Origin of the sequence: Paenibacillus sp. HWE-109 (assembly GCF_022163125.1) — a bacterium.
Taxonomy (GTDB): Bacteria; Bacillota; Bacilli; order Paenibacillales; family NBRC-103111; genus Paenibacillus_E.
In genome coordinates this window covers 5233435-5253663 of record NZ_CP091881.1, presented here as the reverse complement: position 1 = coordinate 5253663, position 20229 = coordinate 5233435, and the positions used below count along the sequence as shown (strand labels likewise).

The 20229-nt window shown below is 47.6% G+C and carries 22 protein-coding genes; 13 read left to right on the top strand and 9 right to left on the bottom strand.

The window, feature by feature from the left end; all coding sequences use genetic code 11:
- Positions 1-13 precede the first annotated feature (13 nt).
- Both LOZ80_RS22400 and LOZ80_RS22395 read left to right on the top strand, forming a co-directional pair.
- Positions 14-700: a carbohydrate ABC transporter permease gene (locus tag LOZ80_RS22400; RefSeq protein WP_283214681.1), complete on the top strand. Its 687-nt coding sequence runs from the start codon at positions 14-16 to the stop codon at positions 698-700.
- Entirely contained in the window at positions 621-2165 is a 1545-nt protein-coding gene (locus tag LOZ80_RS22395; protein WP_238166785.1) for a DUF3502 domain-containing protein, read from the top strand. The genes LOZ80_RS22400 and LOZ80_RS22395 overlap by 80 nt, the downstream gene beginning before the upstream one ends.
- A gap of 171 nt (positions 2166-2336) precedes the next feature.
- Here the strand turns inward: LOZ80_RS22395 and LOZ80_RS22390 are convergent, their stop codons facing one another.
- Positions 2337-3026 (bottom strand): C40 family peptidase, encoded by a 690-nt coding sequence (locus LOZ80_RS22390; RefSeq protein WP_238166784.1) that lies wholly within the window; start codon positions 3024-3026, stop codon positions 2337-2339.
- Positions 3027-3225: 199 nt separating this feature from the next.
- Here LOZ80_RS22390 and LOZ80_RS22385 point away from each other — a divergent pair, with 199 nt between their 5' ends.
- The 3 genes from LOZ80_RS22385 to LOZ80_RS22375 are packed head-to-tail and all read left to right on the top strand — an operon-like array spanning position 3226 to position 4298.
- Positions 3226-3444: a spore coat associated protein CotJA gene (locus tag LOZ80_RS22385; RefSeq protein ID WP_238166783.1), complete on the top strand. Its 219-nt coding sequence runs from the start codon at positions 3226-3228 to the stop codon at positions 3442-3444.
- A 2-nt stretch (positions 3445-3446) separates the two neighbouring features.
- Complete coding sequence (locus tag LOZ80_RS22380) at positions 3447-3713, top strand: spore coat protein CotJB (RefSeq protein WP_238166782.1); 267 nt, start codon at positions 3447-3449, stop codon at positions 3711-3713.
- 15 nt (positions 3714-3728) lie between these two features.
- A complete protein-coding gene (locus LOZ80_RS22375; protein ID WP_238166781.1) occupies positions 3729-4298 on the top strand; it encodes a manganese catalase family protein in 570 nt (189 codons plus the stop codon).
- Between the two features lie 346 nt (positions 4299-4644).
- Here the strand turns inward: LOZ80_RS22375 and LOZ80_RS22370 are convergent, their stop codons facing one another.
- The 3 genes from LOZ80_RS22370 to nagB all read right to left on the bottom strand — a co-directional run bounded on the left by LOZ80_RS22370 (position 4645) and on the right by nagB (position 7477).
- Positions 4645-5403, bottom strand: a complete 759-nt coding sequence (locus tag LOZ80_RS22370; protein WP_238166780.1) for a YdcF family protein — start codon at positions 5401-5403, stop codon at positions 4645-4647.
- Between the two features lie 176 nt (positions 5404-5579).
- Positions 5580-6752: an N-acetylglucosamine-6-phosphate deacetylase gene (gene nagA, locus LOZ80_RS22365; RefSeq protein WP_238166779.1), complete on the bottom strand. Its 1173-nt coding sequence runs from the start codon at positions 6750-6752 to the stop codon at positions 5580-5582.
- Complete coding sequence (nagB, locus tag LOZ80_RS22360; RefSeq protein ID WP_238166778.1) at positions 6749-7477, bottom strand: glucosamine-6-phosphate deaminase; 729 nt, start codon at positions 7475-7477, stop codon at positions 6749-6751. Before nagB ends, nagA begins: the two co-directional genes overlap by 4 nt.
- A gap of 272 nt (positions 7478-7749) precedes the next feature.
- Here nagB and LOZ80_RS22355 point away from each other — a divergent pair, with 272 nt between their 5' ends.
- From LOZ80_RS22355 to LOZ80_RS22345, 3 genes are all read left to right on the top strand, one after another.
- A complete protein-coding gene (locus LOZ80_RS22355) occupies positions 7750-8418 on the top strand; it encodes an HAD family hydrolase (protein WP_238166777.1) in 669 nt (222 codons plus the stop codon).
- Positions 8419-8493: 75 nt separating this feature from the next.
- A complete protein-coding gene (locus LOZ80_RS22350; RefSeq protein WP_238166776.1) occupies positions 8494-8718 on the top strand; it encodes a spore germination protein in 225 nt (74 codons plus the stop codon).
- A gap of 220 nt (positions 8719-8938) precedes the next feature.
- Positions 8939-9949, top strand: coding sequence for a cation diffusion facilitator family transporter (locus LOZ80_RS22345; protein WP_238166775.1), 1011 nt, complete (start codon positions 8939-8941; stop codon positions 9947-9949).
- A gap of 70 nt (positions 9950-10019) precedes the next feature.
- On the opposite strand, the gene LOZ80_RS22340 is transcribed toward LOZ80_RS22345, so the two are convergent.
- The 5 genes from LOZ80_RS22340 to LOZ80_RS22320 all read right to left on the bottom strand — a co-directional run bounded on the left by LOZ80_RS22340 (position 10020) and on the right by LOZ80_RS22320 (position 16260).
- A complete protein-coding gene (locus tag LOZ80_RS22340) occupies positions 10020-11147 on the bottom strand; it encodes a YheC/YheD family endospore coat-associated protein (RefSeq protein ID WP_238166774.1) in 1128 nt (375 codons plus the stop codon).
- A 6-nt stretch (positions 11148-11153) separates the two neighbouring features.
- Complete coding sequence (locus LOZ80_RS22335; RefSeq protein ID WP_238166773.1) at positions 11154-12281, bottom strand: YheC/YheD family endospore coat-associated protein; 1128 nt, start codon at positions 12279-12281, stop codon at positions 11154-11156.
- The gene (locus LOZ80_RS22330; protein WP_238166772.1) at positions 12281-13645 is read right to left on the bottom strand and encodes a YheC/YheD family endospore coat-associated protein; all 1365 of its coding nucleotides are present in this window, start codon (positions 13643-13645) and stop codon (positions 12281-12283) included. The genes LOZ80_RS22335 and LOZ80_RS22330 overlap by 1 nt, the downstream gene beginning before the upstream one ends.
- Before the next feature lie 101 nt (positions 13646-13746).
- Positions 13747-14874 (bottom strand): YheC/YheD family endospore coat-associated protein, encoded by a 1128-nt coding sequence (locus LOZ80_RS22325; protein ID WP_238166771.1) that lies wholly within the window; start codon positions 14872-14874, stop codon positions 13747-13749.
- A gap of 9 nt (positions 14875-14883) precedes the next feature.
- Positions 14884-16260: a YheC/YheD family endospore coat-associated protein gene (locus LOZ80_RS22320; protein ID WP_238166770.1), complete on the bottom strand. Its 1377-nt coding sequence runs from the start codon at positions 16258-16260 to the stop codon at positions 14884-14886.
- A 207-nt stretch (positions 16261-16467) separates the two neighbouring features.
- Here LOZ80_RS22320 and LOZ80_RS22315 point away from each other — a divergent pair, with 207 nt between their 5' ends.
- From LOZ80_RS22315 to LOZ80_RS22295, 5 genes are all read left to right on the top strand, one after another.
- Positions 16468-16803: a YlbF family regulator gene (locus tag LOZ80_RS22315; protein ID WP_238166769.1), complete on the top strand. Its 336-nt coding sequence runs from the start codon at positions 16468-16470 to the stop codon at positions 16801-16803.
- Positions 16804-16960: 157 nt separating this feature from the next.
- On the top strand, positions 16961-17248 hold the full coding sequence (locus LOZ80_RS22310) for a hypothetical protein (RefSeq protein WP_238166768.1): 288 nt from the start codon (positions 16961-16963) through the stop codon (positions 17246-17248).
- 21 nt (positions 17249-17269) lie between these two features.
- A complete protein-coding gene (locus tag LOZ80_RS22305; protein WP_238166767.1) occupies positions 17270-18250 on the top strand; it encodes an FAD:protein FMN transferase in 981 nt (326 codons plus the stop codon).
- 23 nt (positions 18251-18273) lie between these two features.
- Entirely contained in the window at positions 18274-18846 is a 573-nt protein-coding gene (locus tag LOZ80_RS22300) for a ferric reductase-like transmembrane domain-containing protein (protein WP_238166766.1), read from the top strand.
- Positions 18847-18966: 120 nt separating this feature from the next.
- Entirely contained in the window at positions 18967-20022 is a 1056-nt protein-coding gene (locus tag LOZ80_RS22295; protein WP_238166765.1) for an acyltransferase, read from the top strand.
- Positions 20023-20229 lie beyond the last annotated feature (207 nt).

The window sequence follows — 20229 nt, the reverse complement described above, 5'->3', positions numbered from 1 at the left end:
CTTTCATGGGGGAATGGTACCCTCCTATATTCTCATGGTGAAATGGCTGGGACTCAGAAACAATGTTCTGGCGCTCATATTGCCTTATCTGATTAGCGGCTGGTTTGTGCTTCTGATGAAAGGTTTCCTGCAAACGATACCAGAAGCGATTATTGAGTCAGCGAAAATGGACGGTGCAGGCGAGTTAAGAATTTTTGCCCAAATTGTTCTGCAAATATCAAAGCCCGCACTGGCTACCTTGGGTCTGTTCTTCGCACTCCAATACTGGAATGATTGGTGGCTGACCTTGCTGTATATGGATCAAGATCATTTAATGAAGCTGCAATATTTGCTTATTCGCGTTCTGAAGAATATGGAGTACTTGAATTCGTCGGAAGCTATACAGTATGGTCTCGTTAAACCAGGCACACAGGTTCCATCATTAAGTGCACGTATGGCTATGTGTGGCTATGTGTATTTTGGCAGCAGGACCCATGCTTCTCGTTTTTCCGCTGTTTCAGAAATATTTTGTGCAAGGATTGACGGTAGGTTCTGTAAAAGGTTAAATAAATCCAGGTGCAGGTTACCTGCTCTGTATCTCTCAATTATTGAGGAAAGATCATATAAGGGAGGCCATCCAAGTGAAAGGTCAAAAAGCCAAAGCTGCAAAATGGATTGGATCAGGAACATCTGTCTTACTGGCGACAACAATTGTTATTAGTGGCTGCAGCACGAACGAGAAAACAAAAGAAAGCGCAAGTCCGATTGCAAGTACGGGGGCAAGTACGAGTCAGACCAAAGATTTCGTTGATATTAGCTGGTTCATGCCAAAGCCGATCGACAATTTAAAGGATCAGGAAGCGGTTGAGGCGGTAGCAAACAAGCTCATTAAGGAAAAATTGAATGCCAATGTACACTTTAACATGATTGACAACGCGGGCTGGGAAGATAAGATCAAGCTGAAGTCAGCGGCTGGCGAGCCCTACGATCTCGTATTTACCTCCAATACGTTAAATAATTTGAATGGCAATGTGCAGAAAGGCGCCTTCATGCCGCTTGACGATTTATTGCAGAAGTATGGTCAGAATATCCTCAAAAAAGTTGATCCGCGCGCATGGAAAGCCGTCACCTACAAAGGGAAGATTATGGCGATTCCCGCTCAGACACCGTATAGCCCGGCGAGTGCCTATGTATTTAAAAAAGATTTAGTTGAGAAATATAAATTCGATTATAAAAGTGTCAAGAGTCTTAGTGATCTGGAGCCATTCCTGGAAACAATTAAGAAAAATGAACCGAATATGATTCCAGTCATTGCAACGGCTAATGGAGCTACTTCCGGAGTAGGATTACCCGATTATACATCTGTAGTAGCTGGCATCTCTTTTAGTGAAAAAGACGGTACCTTCATCAAAACGCTTGATATTCAGCAAAATTATGAAAATTATAGAATTATGAATGATTTCTATAAAAAGGGCTACATAGCCAAAGATGCCGCGATCAAAACGGATTATCTGGCTGAAGCCAAATCAGGGAAATATGCTGTGCTTCGCGACTCCGGAGGTTATACGGAAGACGGGTCGAAATCGACAAGCACATATGGCTTCCCAACCGTTGAAACATTCAGTTCACAGCCAACCATTTCAACCAGTTCCATGACAGCAGCTGCGACAGCGATCAGTGCAACATCCAAGAATCCGGAAAGAGCCATGATGCTGCTAGATTACATTTGGAGCGACAAGTACTTATTGAATACACTAGCGTACGGGGTTGAAGGTAAAAACTATACGGTGAAATCAGGTACCGTCAAAGACGATAATCCAACGATAGAAGCCAAAAGCGGTGCTGAACAAACATGGGCAATTTGGCATAACTGGCTTGGGCCGCTTTGGGATCAATGGGATTCAAACTGGAATTCAACGAAAGCGTTGGAAGCAATGAAAAAGACGAACGATAACGGCAAGGCTTCTCGTCTGCTCGGATTTATTTTCAATACGGAGCCGGTCAAATCGGAGATTGCGCAGATCAACGCCGTCAATAAAGAGGTGAATCCAATCTTCACGACGGGTTCCATGCCGGATTACCCGAAATATGTTGAGGATACGAAGAAAAAACTGGTGGATGCAGGAATTGATAAAGTTATGAGTGAGATCCAGAAGCAATATGATGCTTGGAAGGCAGGAAATTAACTAACAACATAAAACAATGACGCTGCTGACTATAGCAGCGTCATTGTTGTCAAGAAGCTACTCCAATAGGAAAGGGATTTTAGTGATGATTAATAAGATCTTAGGGACGATCGTTTTCTGTCTAGCGTGACAATAAGGCGCTGAAGGTGCTCACGCAGAAAATTTTGAATGTCAATACACGCGCTTGGCCCCCATAAATTTGGGTCCCCAATATGAATTCATCAAAGCTTGCGGATAAATCCCCGCCGACCGGGTGGCGGATAAGAACTGACCGTCACCCATGTAGTAGCCTACATGATCGATAACCCCCGGCGTAGCAATAGCGAAAAACACTAAATCGCCTGGCTGCAAAGTGCTTGTGCTGATAGAAGTGCCGCTATCGAATAGCGCCTTAGAGGTTGTCCGTGTCGCTGGGATGCCATGCTTCTGGAATAAGTAGTAAATAAAGCCGGAGCAATCAAATCCTTGCGGCGTAGCGCCGCCCCAAAGATAAGGAACACGCAGATATGTAAGCGCATCCGCCATTAGGGTGCGTTTCGTCAATGCATGGGAAACACTGGTGTTCGTTACGGCGTCAACCATACCTGTCTGCGGGAGACTGTAAGCTTTCTGGTAGTCTTTTACCGCTTGTGTCGTTATCGTGCCAAAGTAACCGGTAGCTGTCGGGTATGTAAAGAACCCAAGCGTTTTTAAATTTTGTTGAAGCTCCGCAACAGAGGAACTTGTCATACCTTGCGCAAGCATGGTGCTGGATGTACCTGCAGCAGTTGCAGCGGAAACAGGCGAGATGGGGATTACACTGCTTAAAGATACTGTCAAGAGCATAGCGGCAGTTGCGAAAACCAGCTTGGATCTAATCATCGTCGTTCCCTCCTGTTGGTAGTCTTGGTGTCATTTCGTGAACTTTTCTTATTTTAACAATGAATCGTTGAATCAGACTAGATGGAAATCTTGGAAATCCAGTGATTTTGACCAAGTCCTCCTGCATATAACGAGCATATAGGCTTATGCCGCTGCGCCTGTTGAATGTTGTGTCGTTCATGAAAAGAGGAGGAGACGCATGTACTCGCAATTCAAAAGCTACTACCCTTACATCAGTCCCTTTGATCCTTGTCCACCGATTCGAGTGAAATTCTATAACACGCCGCCCCAGTTGTATATCCATTTTCAACCACCAGGCTTGCCGCAGTACAGCCCTTATGAGGCGTTGAAAAGAGGTACCCTCTGGCCCTCATTATTCGGCCCCTATGAAGCCAAAGATGTCGAAGGAGAGCGATAACGATGAGTCAGCCCGTGCTGCCAGAGTCGTACTACAGACAGTTGCATGATTTGCAAGCTGTTGATTTTGTACTTGTGGAGTTGACCTTGTATTTGGACACCCACCCTGATGATTTAGCTGCTCTGCAGCAGTATAATCAATTCGCCCAAAAAAGAATGCACCTTGCGAATGAGTTTGAATTGGCTTTCGGACCCCTCATGCCATTCGGGCATGCCTACAGCAAACATCCCTGGCAGTGGGTGAATACTCCCTGGCCTTGGCAAGTCTGAGAAGGAGGAACGCGCATGTGGATCTATGAGAAAAAGCTGCAGTATCCGGTCAGAGTCAGCAAATGCGACCCGCGAATGGCCAAACTCCTGCTTGAACAGTATGGAGGGGCTGACGGAGAACTTGCCGCAGCATTGCGTTACTTGAATCAGCGTTATACGATTCCGGATAAAGTTGTGGGCTTATTGACGGATATTGGAACGGAGGAATTCGCTCATCTCGAGATGATTGCTACGATGGTCTATAAGCTGACTAAGGATGCGACGATAGATATGCTGAAAGCTGCTGGCTTGGATGATCACTATGTGAGCCACGACAGGGCGCTCTTCTATCAGAACGCATCGGGGGTTCCATGGACAGCTGCCTACATACAAGCGAAGGGAGACCCGATAGCTGATCTCTATGAGGATATCGCGGCCGAGGAGAAAGCGAGAGCGACGTATCAATGGTTGATTGATCTGACAGATGATGTCGATTTGCAGGACAGTCTGAAATTTCTCCGGGAGCGGGAGATCGTGCACTCCCTGCGGTTCCGGGAAGCGGTGGAGATTTTGAAGGATGACCGGGAGGCGCAGAAGGTGTTCTGAACGGGGAGATGCAAGTCGAGCGAGTTTGAGTGGATTGATTGGATTGGATTGGAGCGAGTGGATTCGATTGATTGGATTGGATTAGAGCGAGTGGATTCGATTGATTGGATGCGATTCAGTTCATTTCGATTCGAGTTCTAACGAACTGTATTGTGCTTATTGGCCCGAAAACGGCTTCGTTTTCAATCTAATGAACTGAAGAGGCGTTATCGCACCGTTTAAGCATGAAATGCTCATCTATTTATTGAAATAACGCATCTGAAGTTCGTAATAATTTTGAACAGAGGTATTTTGATCAAATAAGGGTTTCTGAGTTCGTAAGGCGTAACCAGTACTAGGATGGGGTTCATCCGTTCCTGGCCGCAAACAAGCCCAAAAATTCCTTCAATGCAATCCCTGTAACAGCCAGACCGCTTGAAGAAGGGACGAATTTGCTGAAGGTGAGCTCCTGTTTTTGCTGGGAGATGTAATCCGTTGGATAAGGAATAACCGCCATTTTGAGTTTCTGAAACTGCTTCACAGACCTCGCCATATGGAAGGCAGAAGTGATGAGAACAGGCTGTTTCCAGCCATTCTTGGTGAGAAGGGCAAGCGTATGCTGGGCATTCTCTTCGGTATTGCGACTGGTGTCATCCATGTATATCGCTGTTTCGGGAATACCAAGCGCGAGCAGATGCCGTTTGGCAATCTGAGATTCATTGCCTGTGTCGCTGAATACCTGACCGCCGGAGAGGAGGATGGGCAGCTTCGTGCTTCGATAAAGCTCGGCAACGGTGAGTACACGAGCAGCTGTGTTGGCTGTTAGGTAGCCTTCTCCATGCGTAAGCGGGTCAGCCGTGTCTAAGGTTGCCCCTCCTGTCAGCATCACCAGGACATCGCCTGAAACCTGCGCTGGAGGTGAGTATCTGCTCTCTATGCTATTTAGCAAAGCATTGCTGAAGGAAGGCATGGAACATACTGCAAGCAGCACCGCGGCCAGCCCGACGAGAAGAGTACTGATGTACTCTTTTTTCTGTTGCAGCCAGATAGCGATACAGAGCAGGAGCAGAATAATGATTCCCGGCGGGAAAATCAAGGTATAAGCGATTTTAATAAGATAGAGCATTGGCGTATCATATCCTTCCTGAGAAAGCATGGGGCTGTGGCATACAAATCATTAACGTTGTTCGACATTCAGTCAGTGATTCCTGCCTTTTTACAATAGCTCCATGAGGGACTGCTGCAAAAAGAGGCTGCTCACCAGGTGTTAACCTGATGAGGCAGCCTCTTATCTAATAAGCATCAACCACGGATTTCATTGCCGCGAATCCAAACCTGCTCCAGCGCGAGCTCCGGGCTGACGAGTACTAAGTCAGCCTGCTTGCCTAGCGCGATCGAGCCGTGCGTCGCCTCGAGCTTCAGCAGCCGCGCCGGGTTGCCGCTCGCGAAGCGGCTCGCGTCTGCGACGCTGACACCGACCTCGCGCACCATAAACCGGAGCGCCTCGATCATCGTCAGCGTGCTGCCGGCGAGCGCGCCGCCTTCCGTCAGCCGGGCAACGCCCGCCTGTACGGTGACGGCTTGCCCGCCCAGCTCGTACTCGCCGTCGCCGAGCCCGGCGGCGGACATCGCGTCCGTGATCAGCAGCAAGCCATGCGGCTGCTTCACCATAGCCAGCAGGCGAATCGCTGCTGGGTGCACGTGATGGCCATCGGCGATGACCTCGCCGCTGATGCGGGTGTCGGTGAGCACCGCACCGACTGTGCCAGGCTCGCGATGATGCAGCGGCTTCATCGCGTTGTAGGTGTGCACCGCATGCGAGAGCCCCGCGCCAACCGCCGCCTGAATCTCGGCGTAGGTGGCGTCCGTGTGGCCGCAGGCGGCAACGATGCCGTGATCGCGCAACCACGCGATCATCGCAAGGCCCCCCTCGCGTTCGGGGGCCAAGGTCAACTGCTTGACGAGCTGCGGATAACGCTCGTTCCAGTCTTCGAGCCATGGAAGCTGAGGCGTCACCATGAGCTTGGGATCCTGTGCGCCTGCCCACTTAGGCGAGATGAAAGGGCCTTCCATATGCACACCCAGCAGTTGGGCATAGGGCATAGGTTGCTGCATATAAGCGTGGACTTCACCAAGTACGCGGTCGATGTCTTCACGCAGGGCAGTCATTGTTGTAGCAAGCATTCCCGTTGTCCCGTTAAGCGCATGAAAACGCGTGATGATCGCTAATGTTTCTGGATCAGCATCCATGAAATCAGCGCCGTATCCGCCATGCACGTGAACATCGATGAAGCCAGGCAGCAGCCAACTGCCGCGAGCATCAAGAAGCGTGGCGTCAGGGGCTGCTGAAGTTTGATCCCAAGACGACATCTCGCCGATAGCAGCAATTACGCCACCTTGGATATGCAGATATCCGTCTTCAATAGTGCCTTGTTCGGTTACGATCTTGGCTCCCGTGATGACGAATGAACTCATTCGAACAACCTCCCAGCCTCGGCATCAAGAAGCACGACAAGGTGCGGGTGTGTTTGCAGAAGCGTTGCAGGAATTTCAGTCGTAATCGGACCTGTCAGAGCGCGATGAACGATTTCTGCTTTGTCAGCGCCGCGAACGATCAAGAGAATTGTTTTGGCTTTGAGAATCGTACCGACCCCCATGGTTAAAGCATGAGTTGGCACTTCGTCAATCGTATTGAAATAACGAGCATTGGCTTCGCGCGTTTCTGTTTTCAACTCCACGCGGTGAGTTCCGCTGACCAAGGAATGGTCGGGTTCATTGAATCCGATATGCCCATTATGGCCTAGACCGAGAATTTGCAAATCAATTTGTTTTGCTTCATCCAGAAGCTCATTATAACGAGTGCATTCAGCTTCTAGATCAGCAGCATTACCATTAGGAATGTGTGCTTGTGAAGCTGGCAGGTCAATATGGTTAAACAAGTGCTGCTGCATATAAGCATGATAGCTCTCGGAATGATCAACCGGTAAGCCAACGTATTCATCGAGGTTGAACGTAGTGACGCTTTTGAAGCTTACACGCCCTTTATCATAGGACTTCACGAGTTCCTCATAAATACCGACTGGTGTTCCGCCTGTGGCTAGGCCAAGAACGGATCTAGGCTGCATCTGGACAAGGGAAGTGATAATGCCCGCTCCGGCCTCGTTTAATTCTTGTTGATTTTGAAAAATATGAAGATTCATGATGGTATTCCTCACTTTCATGGACAAGTTATCAATGGAATTGTGATCAAAAAAATAGAGTATAGCTGAATTCTGAAACTATTTTGCTTAAAAATATCATTTTTCAATCGAATTATACACATTTCAATCATAACTGAAATTTATCGCTACGGCAACAGGCTTTTTGCCAAATATGAACATTGACTTACATGGGTATGTTTGCCATTCTTATCTAAGATCATTACTTTTTTTAGAATATTTTCGGAATTCCTAACGGAGAAGGAGCTAGAGCGATGACAATTCAGAGAAAACAACCAGAAGCTATGCTTTTTGACTTGGACGGGACGTTGTTTCAAACCGAAACACTTCTTCTGCCTGCTTATCATGCGACATTCGATGAACTTCGGGCCAAAGGCTTGTTTACAGGAGAAACGCCGCCGGAAGAACGGATCCTGGGAGCGCTTGGCATGCTGCTTGAACAGATTTGGCAGCGGGTCATGCCGGAAGCTTCTATAGAAGCGCGTAACGAAGCCGATAAGCTGCTGCTGAATTATCAGATGAATGGCTTGCACGAAGGTCAGGGCGATTTATATGAAGGCGTTGCCGAAACGCTGCAAGCTTTGCATGACCGAGGGATTCGCTTATTTGTGGCGAGCAACGGGCTGGAAGACTATGTGAGAAATGTGATTGCCGCTAAAGGACTGGGGCACTTGTTTGAAGGGTTGTACAGTGCGGGGCAATATCAAACGAAATCGAAAGTCGATTTAGTTCAAATCCTGCTTGAAACCCATCAAATCCAATCGGCTTGGATGGTAGGTGATCGTTCCTCGGATGTGGAAGCAGGACTTCGCAATCATTTAACCGTTGCGGCTTGCGATTATGCAGGATTCCGGGAATCCGGGGAGCTTGAAGGGGCGCATATTCGAATCCGCAGCTTCGCGGAGCTGCTTGAATATCTGTAAATTGCGATTGCAGTAGCAAACAGTTGGAGATGGGCATACACTGTTATCACATTGATAGATAAGGTGCTGATCAGAATGCCTTCTTTTGTAGGAATATTCAACATTATTAGAAATGAAGGAAATCTGGTAAATGGAGATACGTTCATCATTGCTCCGACTAGCGCATCCAAAACCAATTCCGGCGGCGGGGGCGGAATCACCGGCGATTTCGCGGTATCAACGACCCTTTTTAGCGCAACGGTTACGTTCGATCCCGACGGCATAGAAGCAGGAGCGAACAAAATAGCCACAGGAACGTAAGTCCTGATTGCCAATGAGATCGATACTTGCTCGCAAGAAGAGCGAATGTGTCGGTCTTTTTTTGTTTGTTTAAAAGGAAGGAAAAGGCTTGACGCTGATTGTTTGAATCCGTATTATATAATATATGAACAAGTGCTCATGTATTCATGTGTTGAATGAGCAGGAATATTTTGCAGGATAACACTCCATTCTAAGGGGCAGAGCGCAAGGAGGAATTGCTATGCATCAACATTCATCACAAGTACACTCACATGATCATAAGGATCATACAGCTTGCAGCGATCAGGGAACTCGCAAAGGCCACAATCACGCACATGAAGGCCATCATCATGGGCACGATCACGGGCATCACCATCATGGGCATGGGGGAAATAAACAAGGACTGCTTATTGCACTTATCATCACAGCAGGCATTATGTTTTTGGAATTTATCGGTGGTTTATGGACGAATAGCTTGGCGCTGCTCTCGGATTCTGGACACATGCTGAGCGATGCCGGGTCGCTTGCTTTAAGTCTTGTGGCGATGTGGTTCGCAGCCAAGCCTACCTCTGCCAAGAAATCCTATGGCTTCCATCGGACCGAGATTTTGGCAGCCCTCTTCAATGCGGTGACCCTCTTTGTTATTGCGGGGTTCATCATTTGGGAAGCTGTCGGGCGATTCCTCCATCCTCCTACGGTGGCCAGCGGTTCCATGATGCTGATTGCCAGTGTAGGTTTGATAGCCAATCTGCTGAGCGCATGGACTCTCATGCGCAAAGGCGATGTGCACAGCAATTTAAATCTGCGCAGCGCTTATCTGCATATTCTTGGAGATGCACTGGGTTCTGTCGGAGCGATCGCAGCTGGAGCTGTCATGCTGATTTTTGGCTGGTATGCAGCCGATCCAATAATAAGTGTCCTTGTATCGCTGCTGATTCTAAAAGGAGCCTGGGGAGTACTGAAATCGACCATTCACATTTTAATGGAAGGAACGCCGCAGAGCGTCTCATTAGGGGATGTCCAACAAATGCTTGAGGGGATTGAAGGTGTCATTAATGTGCATGATTTGCACATATGGACGATCACATCAGGTCTTGATTCACTTAGCTGTCATTTGCTCATTGCCGATCACTTGGATAGTCAAGCCATTCTGCAGCAAGCCATTCATCTGCTGGAGGAACGCTTCCAAATCACGCATGCGACGATTCAAATCGAAAATTCAACAACGATCCATGCGGAATTGAAAGTATAGGAAAGAAGGGGATTGAACATATGTAGATCGGAAGTTACACAGCATGTGGCTGCTGCTTCCGATGGCTTATTCACGATTCGGGCCTTTCGGCTTTTCTTTCTTCCGCTTTTTTTGAATTTTGATTCAGTATCCACATGGCATATTCCAGCGGCCTTGAAACCGCCTTCTGATAGGTGGAGCTTTCGCCAATTTTGCGGAATACTTCTCTGGAAGGTTTGGGATTGACTTCGAGCAGCCAGATATGGCCGCCAGGATCTATGGCAATGTCCAACCCAAGCTCAACTAGCTTGCCGAATTTATTTTCTAGAAACTCAGCGAGTGTGTGGGCAAAGGTGTTCATTTCGTTCTTGATGGCATCAATTTTGCTTGCTGATGAGAAGCGATAGGATAATAATTTAGTTTGACTAACTGCGCTGCCGCCGCCGTGCAGGTTCGAGGTGATGCTGCGGTGTGGGCCGATGCGGCCTGCACACCCGGTAACTTCCCATTCACCCCGGCCATTTTTCTGAATAAGCAGGCGATAATCATGGACACGGCCGTCTTTCAACGTTAAGCGGATTCCTTGCTGCACAACATAATCAGAACTTAGTTTCAGTGTATGCAGCTTAACCATAAGCTGCTTTTCTGTTGCTTTGTAAGGGGCGATGATAGTTCGCTGCTCATTCCTTCCTTGCAGTAAATAGAGATCTGAATCCAACTGCTCTATGCGCAGAATCCCTCTTCCTCCCGTGCCATTCTTGGGTTTCGCATAGATGAGCTTATGTCTTTTCAAAGTTTTCACTAAATCTTGCACGGTGCTGAAGCGGACTGTTGCCGGTAAATAAGGACGAATGCTTTCACTCTCGGAAAGAATTTGATGCATCGCCCATTTATTTGCCAAGGGTCTGCTCAGGAAAATTAGCTTCGAATGACGGTTTCGAAATGCTTTGAGCATGCGGTAATTCGCCGCGGCTTTGTACCTGCAGCGATCATAGATGACGGGCGGCATAGTGGTTCGCCGCCGAATCCATTTCCTCAAACCGGGGTCGAAGGTTAAGGAGCGAACAGTATTGCCGCTTTCCACATCAACCGGGGAGAAAACTTCCACTTGAACACCGATTTTATTCCCTTCCTTGCTTAGCCTCTGGAAATAAGAGAGCTCCTCCAGCCGTGATTTGCCTAAATAAATAGCGAGTACGCCCAGTCGTTGTGAAGACAAGCATAATCACCTTCTTCTCCCATTATTCATTAAGTAGAGACTGTATCTAATAATACGTTCCAATGATTTCTGGCGAATGTTCGGTTCATCGAATTTCATCGGTTTGGAATTGGCCTCGAAGAACCAGATATGCCCGTTCGTATCCACACCGATATCCATGGACATTTCACCGAGCTGGTTCCCGGACGATTTTTCGATTTGTGTAGCAAGCGTAACGGCAGCTTTCCGAACGCGCAATAAAATGCTTTTGGCTTCTTTGGCTCCGAAGGCAGCCGTCAACAGTTTCAGCGGTTCGTCGATTGAGCCGCCGCGTGGGACGTGGGTCGTAATGCTGGCTTTGCCTGCAACGCGGGCACCTACACCGGAGACGCTCCATACACCTTTGCCCGTTTTTTGAATCAAAGCACGCAAATCGTATGCCCGCTGTTTATAGCGGGTTAACATGATTCCCTGCTGAACGATATAGTCGTGGGAACCTCTGTGTTTATCCCACTCAGTCCAGATATCATCAGCCGAGCTGTGGTAACTATAGGTCATTTTCTTATCTTCCTGACGACTTAACCTGTAATGAGATTGGTCGTTTTTGGTCGTTATTCGCTCAATACGCATAATCCCTCTGCCAGCTTTGCCTTTGACAGGTTTCAGATAGAGCACAGGATGCTTGCGCAGCAGCTGCGTAATGTCTTTGGCTTCGCTTAATTGCAGCGTATCAGGCATATAGACTTTACTTTCCTTGGCGCTGTTCAACCAACTAAACAATGTCCATTTGTTGAAGAAGGATGGATTGAATAACTGCACGCTGGAGCTGCGATTACAGGCTTGAATGGTTTGTTGGACTTCAGGCTTCATTTCCATTTTACGATATGGTATACGATTATAAACAACTTGCGGAGCGGGAACGAGTTCCCTGCTCCATTTCTTAGCTGCCGGTTTAAATCTATAGCCATAGATATCTGAACCCGAGAGGTTAAAATCTTTGGTTGTGACGACATAGACGTCAACACCGAGCCGCTCGCCCGTTTGAATCAAATCGAGAAAGTTGTTTAGATTACCGCGGAAGACCCGATTGCTATCCTTAACAGTGAGAATGCCAAGAGTAGGCTTTTGTCCTCTCTCATGCAGGATGAAGCCCATTAGTTTTCCCTCCTTGAGCGGAAGCGACTCAGATAGAGGCAGTGCTCGTAGATGTTTTGGATCGTGGCGATGTCCCCTTCTTTCAAGGAAGGGTGCTTAAAGATGGATCTTCCCGGTTTGGCATTGGCTTCGAACATCCAAATTTTCTCATTCTGATCGATCCCAATATCGAATCCCAGCTCTCCGAGCAAATGGTTGTAGTTGTTCTCGATGCCTTCGGCGAGTTTAATCGCGGTCTCTTTGGCATTCGTCAACACTTGTTCCGCTCGATTGCCATAGATCTGACGGAGTACTTGCTCCGGTGTCATTAACTGGCCTCCATTGCGAATATGGGTAGTGACGCTGCCTTTCCCTGATTTTTTGGCGCCAATGGCGGCAACGACCCAGTTGTTGCTCCCATTCTTCGTCAGGTGGAAACGGAAATCGATAGGACAGCTGTCAATTTCAATGAGGCGAATGCCTTGTTGGGCGACATAGTTGGTGAGGCGTCCGCGACCCGTTCCCAGCATTTGCATCAAGCCATCAAATTTACCGTAGCGTATGAGCACATTTTTGCCGCCTTTGCGATAACGGACGAAGTAACCGCGTTTTGGATTATACGTAACACGGAAAATACCGATCCCCAAGCTGCCTGCGGTTGGCTTCAAGTAAATGAATTTGTGCTTATCCAGCATTTCTTTGATTTGCTCGGCAGATGGGTTAATCCGTGACTCCGGAACGAAGCGGAAGGCATCGTCACCATCCAACATTTTATAGACATCCCACTTGTCAAAAAAGCTCCAGTTGAAGAGGGGGATGCCTCTTCGCACAAAACGATCTTTGAAGCCTTCCATGCCTGCCGATTTTTCTGCTTTCCGACTGGATAACCGGTTGTAGACGACGTCTGGCAAAGGAAAGGTTTTACGAATCCAGCCGCCGCCTTCTTTGGGAATCATTCCTGTTACGGTTTCTTGAACCCAGTTCACATTCTTGGGGCTGAACGCGAAAACAAAAGATTTGTTTGAACCCATATTGATAATCTGGCGAATAAAGCCTGTTTTGGTGCCGAAAGGGGACGCGCCACTCTCTACATTCGTAAGAATGCCAATGATAGGGCCAATGCGAAGTTCTTTATTGCTCGTATTGGAAACCAGAACGCTTCCTGCTCGCGGAATTCGCAAAGTTGCCATTAAAGAAAGCGGGATGTACATATGCTGACCACTTTTTTTGATCAGGCGGATCGGTAGATTGGTGGTTTTACTGCCGACCTTTACAGTAATCGATTTATTGCCGGTTAACCGTAAAGCTTTGACGAGTTCACTTGTTAAGTAGACCGATCTATCTGTTCGTTGTACGGCGTGGAGCATACACGTTGTCAAACTCATTAGGTTACCCTCCTAAACTTGTTGCCCTACGGGGCTTTCCGTGTCAAAACAGGCAGACATCACCCATCTGCCTGTTTTGACACTTACCAGCGAAGCCAAGCTCAGCTCAGCTTTTTGTGTAGTAAAAATCCAGCATAATGTATGGGGTTTGCAATTGCTTTTGTGCTTGCTTTGTCATTGTGCATGCGGGCAAAAATCGTCCGACCAGGCTTTGAGTTCACTTCCAGAATCCATACTCGCCCGTCGGCATCAATGCCGAGGTCGATCCCCAGCTCAGCCAGACGTCCATGGTGGGTTTCCAGTACATGAGGAATACGGCTGGAGAGGCTCCTTAGCGTTTCAATAAGTGCCGCCGCTCTAGCTGCTCCGAATTCTTTGGTAAGGAACTGGGAGACTTCCTCAGCGGTGCCGCCTCCGTGCAGGTTGGATGTGATGCTGCCCGGCTTGCCGATCCGCACGGCCATTCCTGTGCTTTCCCATAAACCCTGGCCGTTTTTCTGCACAAGGGAGCGAACATCATAGGCCATGCCCTGAGAGGAATGTAGGGTCAGATATACTTGGATAAGGTAGGGACGTGTTCCAATCGTCGTGCGAAGCCAGCTCCAGCAAGCATCGAAATGATGAAATTGATGCTCGATAGAACGGTTATGGGCATCGCGCCCTTTTATATGAAAGGTCTCATTGCCTTCCGTTGTCCTTAGATGGTGAAGGTGCAAAGCGCCTCGGCCCTGACTGCCGCCTTGAGGCTTAAGGAAGATATCGCTCCTTGTTTCGAGCCAGCGTTTTAACTGTAAACGGCCTGTAAGCAGACTCGTTTCGGGTAAATAGAGGTGCAGATCATGATCTTTCTGCAGGATTTGACCTACTTCCCACTTCCCGCTTAAACCATAGCCAAGAAAGCGAATATGAGGCATTTCACGAAGCTTGCTCACATGGTGACGGTATTGCTGATAGCTGCGCTTATTGCTGAAGAAGCAACGATCATAGATGAGGGAGGGGAGTGGGAAGAGCTTCATGATCCATTCTTTTTTTTCAAACGCATAGCTGTACCCTCGCACTAAACCCTGCTGCCAATCGATACGATTCGGAGAGAAAACGAATACCTCCAACCCCTCCTTGGCACCATGATACGTAAGATGCTTGTAGAAGTCCGAACTTGCAAAGGGCAGCTCTCGATTCAATTCCGTCACCATAATCCCCAGTAAGGGACGTTGTGCGCTTTGCCGCATGATTTCACCTCAGAATTTCGCCAGATACCGTGCATACTGCACGATTTGTTTGACGGATGGCCTTATTTTGCGTTCATTATTCAGTGCGGTATTGTCATCCTTGGATGGTTTGGAGTTGACTTCGAGCAACCAGACTTTTCCCGATTTATCAACAGCCAAGTCAATCCCGAGTTCGCCAAAATGGAAAGGGATTTGGGTTTCGATGCCTTTGGCGATGTCCAAAGAAGCTTTGCGCAAACGGGCTGTAATAGCGACGCGCGTGGCTGAGGAGAACGATGTTTTGGCAAGCGCGCCTGAAACGGTAGTCAGGCTTCCGCCACGCGCCAGGTTTGAAACGAAATGCTGAGTGCCTGCTATGCGTCCAACGATGGAGGTAATGTCCCATTGACCTGTGGAGCCTCGCTGAACGAGTGCTCGGAAATCGACAGGATTCCCATCGGCTGTGATGAGATCAAGCCCTTGCTGCAGTTGGTATCGTTGTGCCTTGAGCTTGCCGGACAAGGCTTGGAAGACAGCCGTTAACGAAGGGAAGGCCTGCCTGCGAACGCCGGAGAGATTGGTGAAATGGCAGGCATACGAATCTGCCGCCTCCCTGCGAATACGGATAATGCCTTTGCCCAGGCTTCCGGTAATCGGTTTAAGGAATAGGACCGGATGGCGGGCTGCCATAGATTTCAACATCTGATAGTTTTTAAATAGATAAGATTCGGGTAAGTATCCATGTAGGCTGTTATCTTTGCGCAATGCTTGAAATACTTCCGTTTTGTCTAAATATTTTTCATTGAAGATTTCCGTTTCATAACGGGTTTTGACATCTTTCATGAATAGTTGGACATTCGCTCTGTTCTCGAATCTGCGCGATGTTAGCCGATTGTAAATTACATTGGGAATCGGAAACGTTTTTTTGCTCCATGAACCATTGGAATACGAATAGGCGGAAAGGGATTGGGCATTGGCCCGCATTTCATCTGGTGGGAAAAAGCATACAACAGCACCAAATTGTCCACATGCATCCGTCATTTCTTTACAAAAAGCGGTGATAGCACCGAATGGGCGATCCTGTGAACTCGCATAAACGCGGCTAATCATAACGCCAATCAGAGGTCCAATCGACAAGGTGCCCGTACTTTGCCTATAATGAAGATTAAGGCGAGCTCCTTGATGCAGACCGATTTTGGAGGCGATCACAGGATTTAATCGTAAGCTGTTCGACGTAGCGGCTGTAACCACTTTGACATCCTGTTTGGCTGAGCCAAATCGCATGGTAATCGTTTGATTGGACGGAACTTTCCATTTTTTTGCAATGGCTTCACTTAGAACAACGGTCCGATCATCCAAATAGATGCTGGTGCCTTGAATGGATATTCCAACTTTCGTCCTGGTCAATAGCGAACACTCCTTCCAGCATGAGAAACCCCTATCGAGGCCATTCAAGGATGATCGACCGCGTTTAAAGGTAGGGTTTATTGCCAACAAGCAAAGTAAACTACTCCATCATATGAGGACATATATCCCTTGGTGCTTATGTATATGCCTGAAAGTGCAGTAGGAAAAGCCCAACCATAAAGGAGACAATTGAGGAGGAAGTCGAGTATGAATGTACATGATAAAGCGTATGAATTGGCTAATGCCATCAAGACCAGCACAGAATATCAGGATATGAAGGAAAGCCGCGCTCAAGTTGATCAAGATTCATCCAGCAAAAGTTTATTGGAAGATTTCCGTTTGCGTCAAAATGAGCTTCAACAGCAAATGGCTGGAGGCCAAATGCCACCGCAAGAGGAGATGGAACAGCTGCAGAAGCTGTACGAGCAGCTTGCGCTAAACCCGCGAATCAATCAGTTGTTCGATGCGGAGCGCAGGTTATCTGTGGTGCTGGAAGATGTGCAGCGAATTATCGCAGAGCCTTTGCAAGCGATGCTGAAATAAAGAAGAGGCTATCCGTTAAGTAGTTGATCTACTACTTAACGGATAGCCTCTTTTCAGTTAATTTTCAGTTACTATTAAGGGGAAATTCAGACGATCTAAGATCGTATTGATTATAATGAAATCAAGCCCATGCAGGCAGAGCGGAGGTACGATTGCAATGAAGAAAACCAAATGGACCAAATGGCAACTGGGAATTGTTATCGCAGCTATTCTCTTTTATTTATTCCAAGAAGTTAAAGCAAGTCCTCAATTTCTTGCAGCTGTCACAGCCGCTAGTTTGTCCCAAGGGCAGAAGGCCCCTGTAACCGTGCAAAAGGAAACGGATACTACGCGGGTTACGGGCCGCACGAATACGAGGATTAGGAATCAGGATCAGGCGGCGAGCGGTAGATCGGAATCTTCGCCATCAACGATGAAAGCCCATACCAGAAGTCAAGCTTCTTAATCATCAAGGAGTTGAGGGGACATGCATCAAACGATAAGCTTTCGGGCGATGAATACACAGATTCAAGTTCTGGTTGAACCCAAGAGTGAGGGAGTGAATCTGGCGTCGCACATCAGGCAGTATTTTGCAAATGCGGAGGCAAGGTTCAGTCGATTTCTCCCGGATAGTGAATGTTCGCATCTTAATCGCCATGCAGGGAGTCGCTGTTTGGTTTCGCTGGAGATGGCCGAGCTGCTGGAACAGTCTCAATATCATTTCGAACGGACAGAAGGCATATTCACGATTGCCATCCTGCCGGCCCTCGAGCGTGCTGGCTATGTTGGCAGCTTCGAAACGTTGCAGCAGCATGAGATAGAAAAGTTCAGCGGTTCCGATCCGTTGATCCCCGTTTCTGCCAAACACACGCACCTCGACTATGATAGAAAAATGCAATCGGTCCTGTTAACCTCACAACAGCGAATTGACCTAGGCGGTATTGGCAAAAGCTGGACCGTGCAAGGATTGGCTGCCGATCTTCGCAGCGACTGGCAGGTTCAGAGAGGGCTTATACAGGCTGGCGGAGATGTTGAAGTTTGGGGAGGCGCTGCGGATGCGGAGCCATGGGTGATTGCCGTTGCTAATCCGCAAAGTGAAGACCCATTGGATGAAGCGCTGCTTTGGATGAGAGACGGAGCTATAGCGACATCCAGTACACAGCGTAGGCGCTGGGAGACGAGCGAAGGGAGCAAGCATCATCTCATTGATCCTCGTACGATGGAGCCTAGTCAGTCTTCCGTGGTTCAGTGCTCAGTAGTCGGAGCGCACTTGGTGGATTGCGAAATTTGGGCCAAGGTCATGTGCATCCTAGGTATCGAAGAGGGGATTGCGCTCTTTAAACGGAAAATAGAACGAATGGAAGCTGTCATGTATACGAATGATGGGGCAGTTCATCATGTAAAGCCTGCTGCGAAGTGGTTCTATGGGGAATGGATAGGTCTGCGCGCAGATGTCGTGCACGAATAAAATAGGAAGGGAGGACATTAAACATGATTCAATGGCTGGTTGATTTACCTACATGGTCGCTTATTCGTGTATTTGGCATCCTCTCCTATCTCAGTCTATTTGTAGGGATGGCTATCGGAATTTCCTATAGTCTTCCATATTGGAAGGGCCCGAAGAAAGCGCAATTGCTGCGCTGGCATACATATGCCAATTATACGGGGACATTGCTTGCTTTAGCGCATACGATCCTGTTAGTTATAGATGCGTTCATGCCTTTCGAGTGGAAAGAAATTCTGATTCCATTTACCGCTAAGCAATCAACAGGGTTGAATGGTATGGGGACAATCGCGGTATATGGCTTGCTGCTGCTCATTCTAACAACGGATCTTCGCAACAAGTTACGAAGGAAGCTGTGGTTGGCTTTTCACATGCTGTCGTATCCGATCTTTCTTCTAGCTTTACTGCATGGATTGTTCATTGGAACTGACAGCGCGAATGTTTGGATCAAAACCATGTATGTCAGCACCTTTCTCCTATTGGTAGGTTTAACAGCTGCTCGCGTGTTTATAGGGGCCCGCAAACGTCAAGTCGTCAAGCCGAAAGTGTATCAGGCATAGTCAATCAAGCGTTCCTATTTCTACAAATAGGGACGTTTTGTGCGAGTGGATATTGCGAAACATGCCGGAAATGTCTATAGTTAAAGGGTATTTATGAGGAAAAGAGGATTTGAAACCGACATGGCTAAAGCAAAAATCACGGAGCTTGATATCGTAAGAGCATTTGCCATCCTTGCTGTCGTGCTGATTCACGTGACAGCTGATTGGACAGTGGATCCGGCTCTGAAAGGCAGCAGTACACAGCTGCTCGCATTATTTGTAAACAAAATCAGCTATTTCGCAGTTCCTGTTTTTATTTTCTTGAGCGGCATCGTCTTGTTCTATATTTATACAGACAATTGGAGCGCAAAGCAGGCAGGCATCTTCTATTGGAAACGTGTTCGGCAAGTTTTGATCCCTTATATTGTTTGGTCATTTTTCTACTATTTATATAATCCTTGGTTATGGACGCCTGAACATCCGGTAAAGCTTGATTTCAGCGTGTTTTTGGAGCAGCTGAAATGGGCGGATTCCGGGTATCACTTGTATTTTATGATCATTATCGTCCAATTTTATGTCCTGTTTCCATTGTTGGTTTGGGCAGTCAGGCAGGCAGCATGGTTCAAGCGAACATTGGCTTTGTGGGGACTAGCCATTCAAGCTGGCGTGTATATTTATAGCCATTGGTTCGGTACGATAAGTCACAAGCCAGAACTGTGTATCACGTATTTCGGCTACTTCCTCATTGGCGGTGCCATCGGTATCAACTATGGAGCCTTCCGCGCCTGGTTGGATCGCAACAAAGCATGGGTGCTCCCGGCAACACTCCTTATCGGGCTTACGTATGCCTCGCTGTATTTGCTTGGATTAAGAGGATATCAATTCGAAAATACCTGGTTTGAACTATTATGGCTGTTATACAGCGTAGGCATTGGTGTCAGCTTTATTTGGATCGCCAAATGGATGCAGCAGCAAATGGCTGGCTTAGCACGCTTCTTTGTTTCCTTGGGTTCCGTATCATTCGGTGTATATCTCATGCACCCAGCGCTGCTGTCTTTATGGAAATACAAAGTTCATGTGCCTGGCTCGATTCTTCTGTTCAATTTGTACAATGTAATCGTGTTTGTGCTCATTGTGGCAATTCCTTGGATATTAACACTGGTATATAGAAAAGCAAGGAAATGGTTGTCTATTTGAAGGAAGCTATGGAACGTAAGCCCTTCAAGCTTGCGTATTGAGTACAGATTGAGAGAGAACCTAGCCTGCGGCCTGCGGCTAGGTTTTTTGTGAATATTTTATATGTCTTGGAGTGATCGAGGAGTTAGCCGAGTTGCTCGAGTTGCCGGAGTTGCATCGTGCAGGGAGGGAACTACAGTGCGCTATAGTAGCAAAAAGTGACATGAT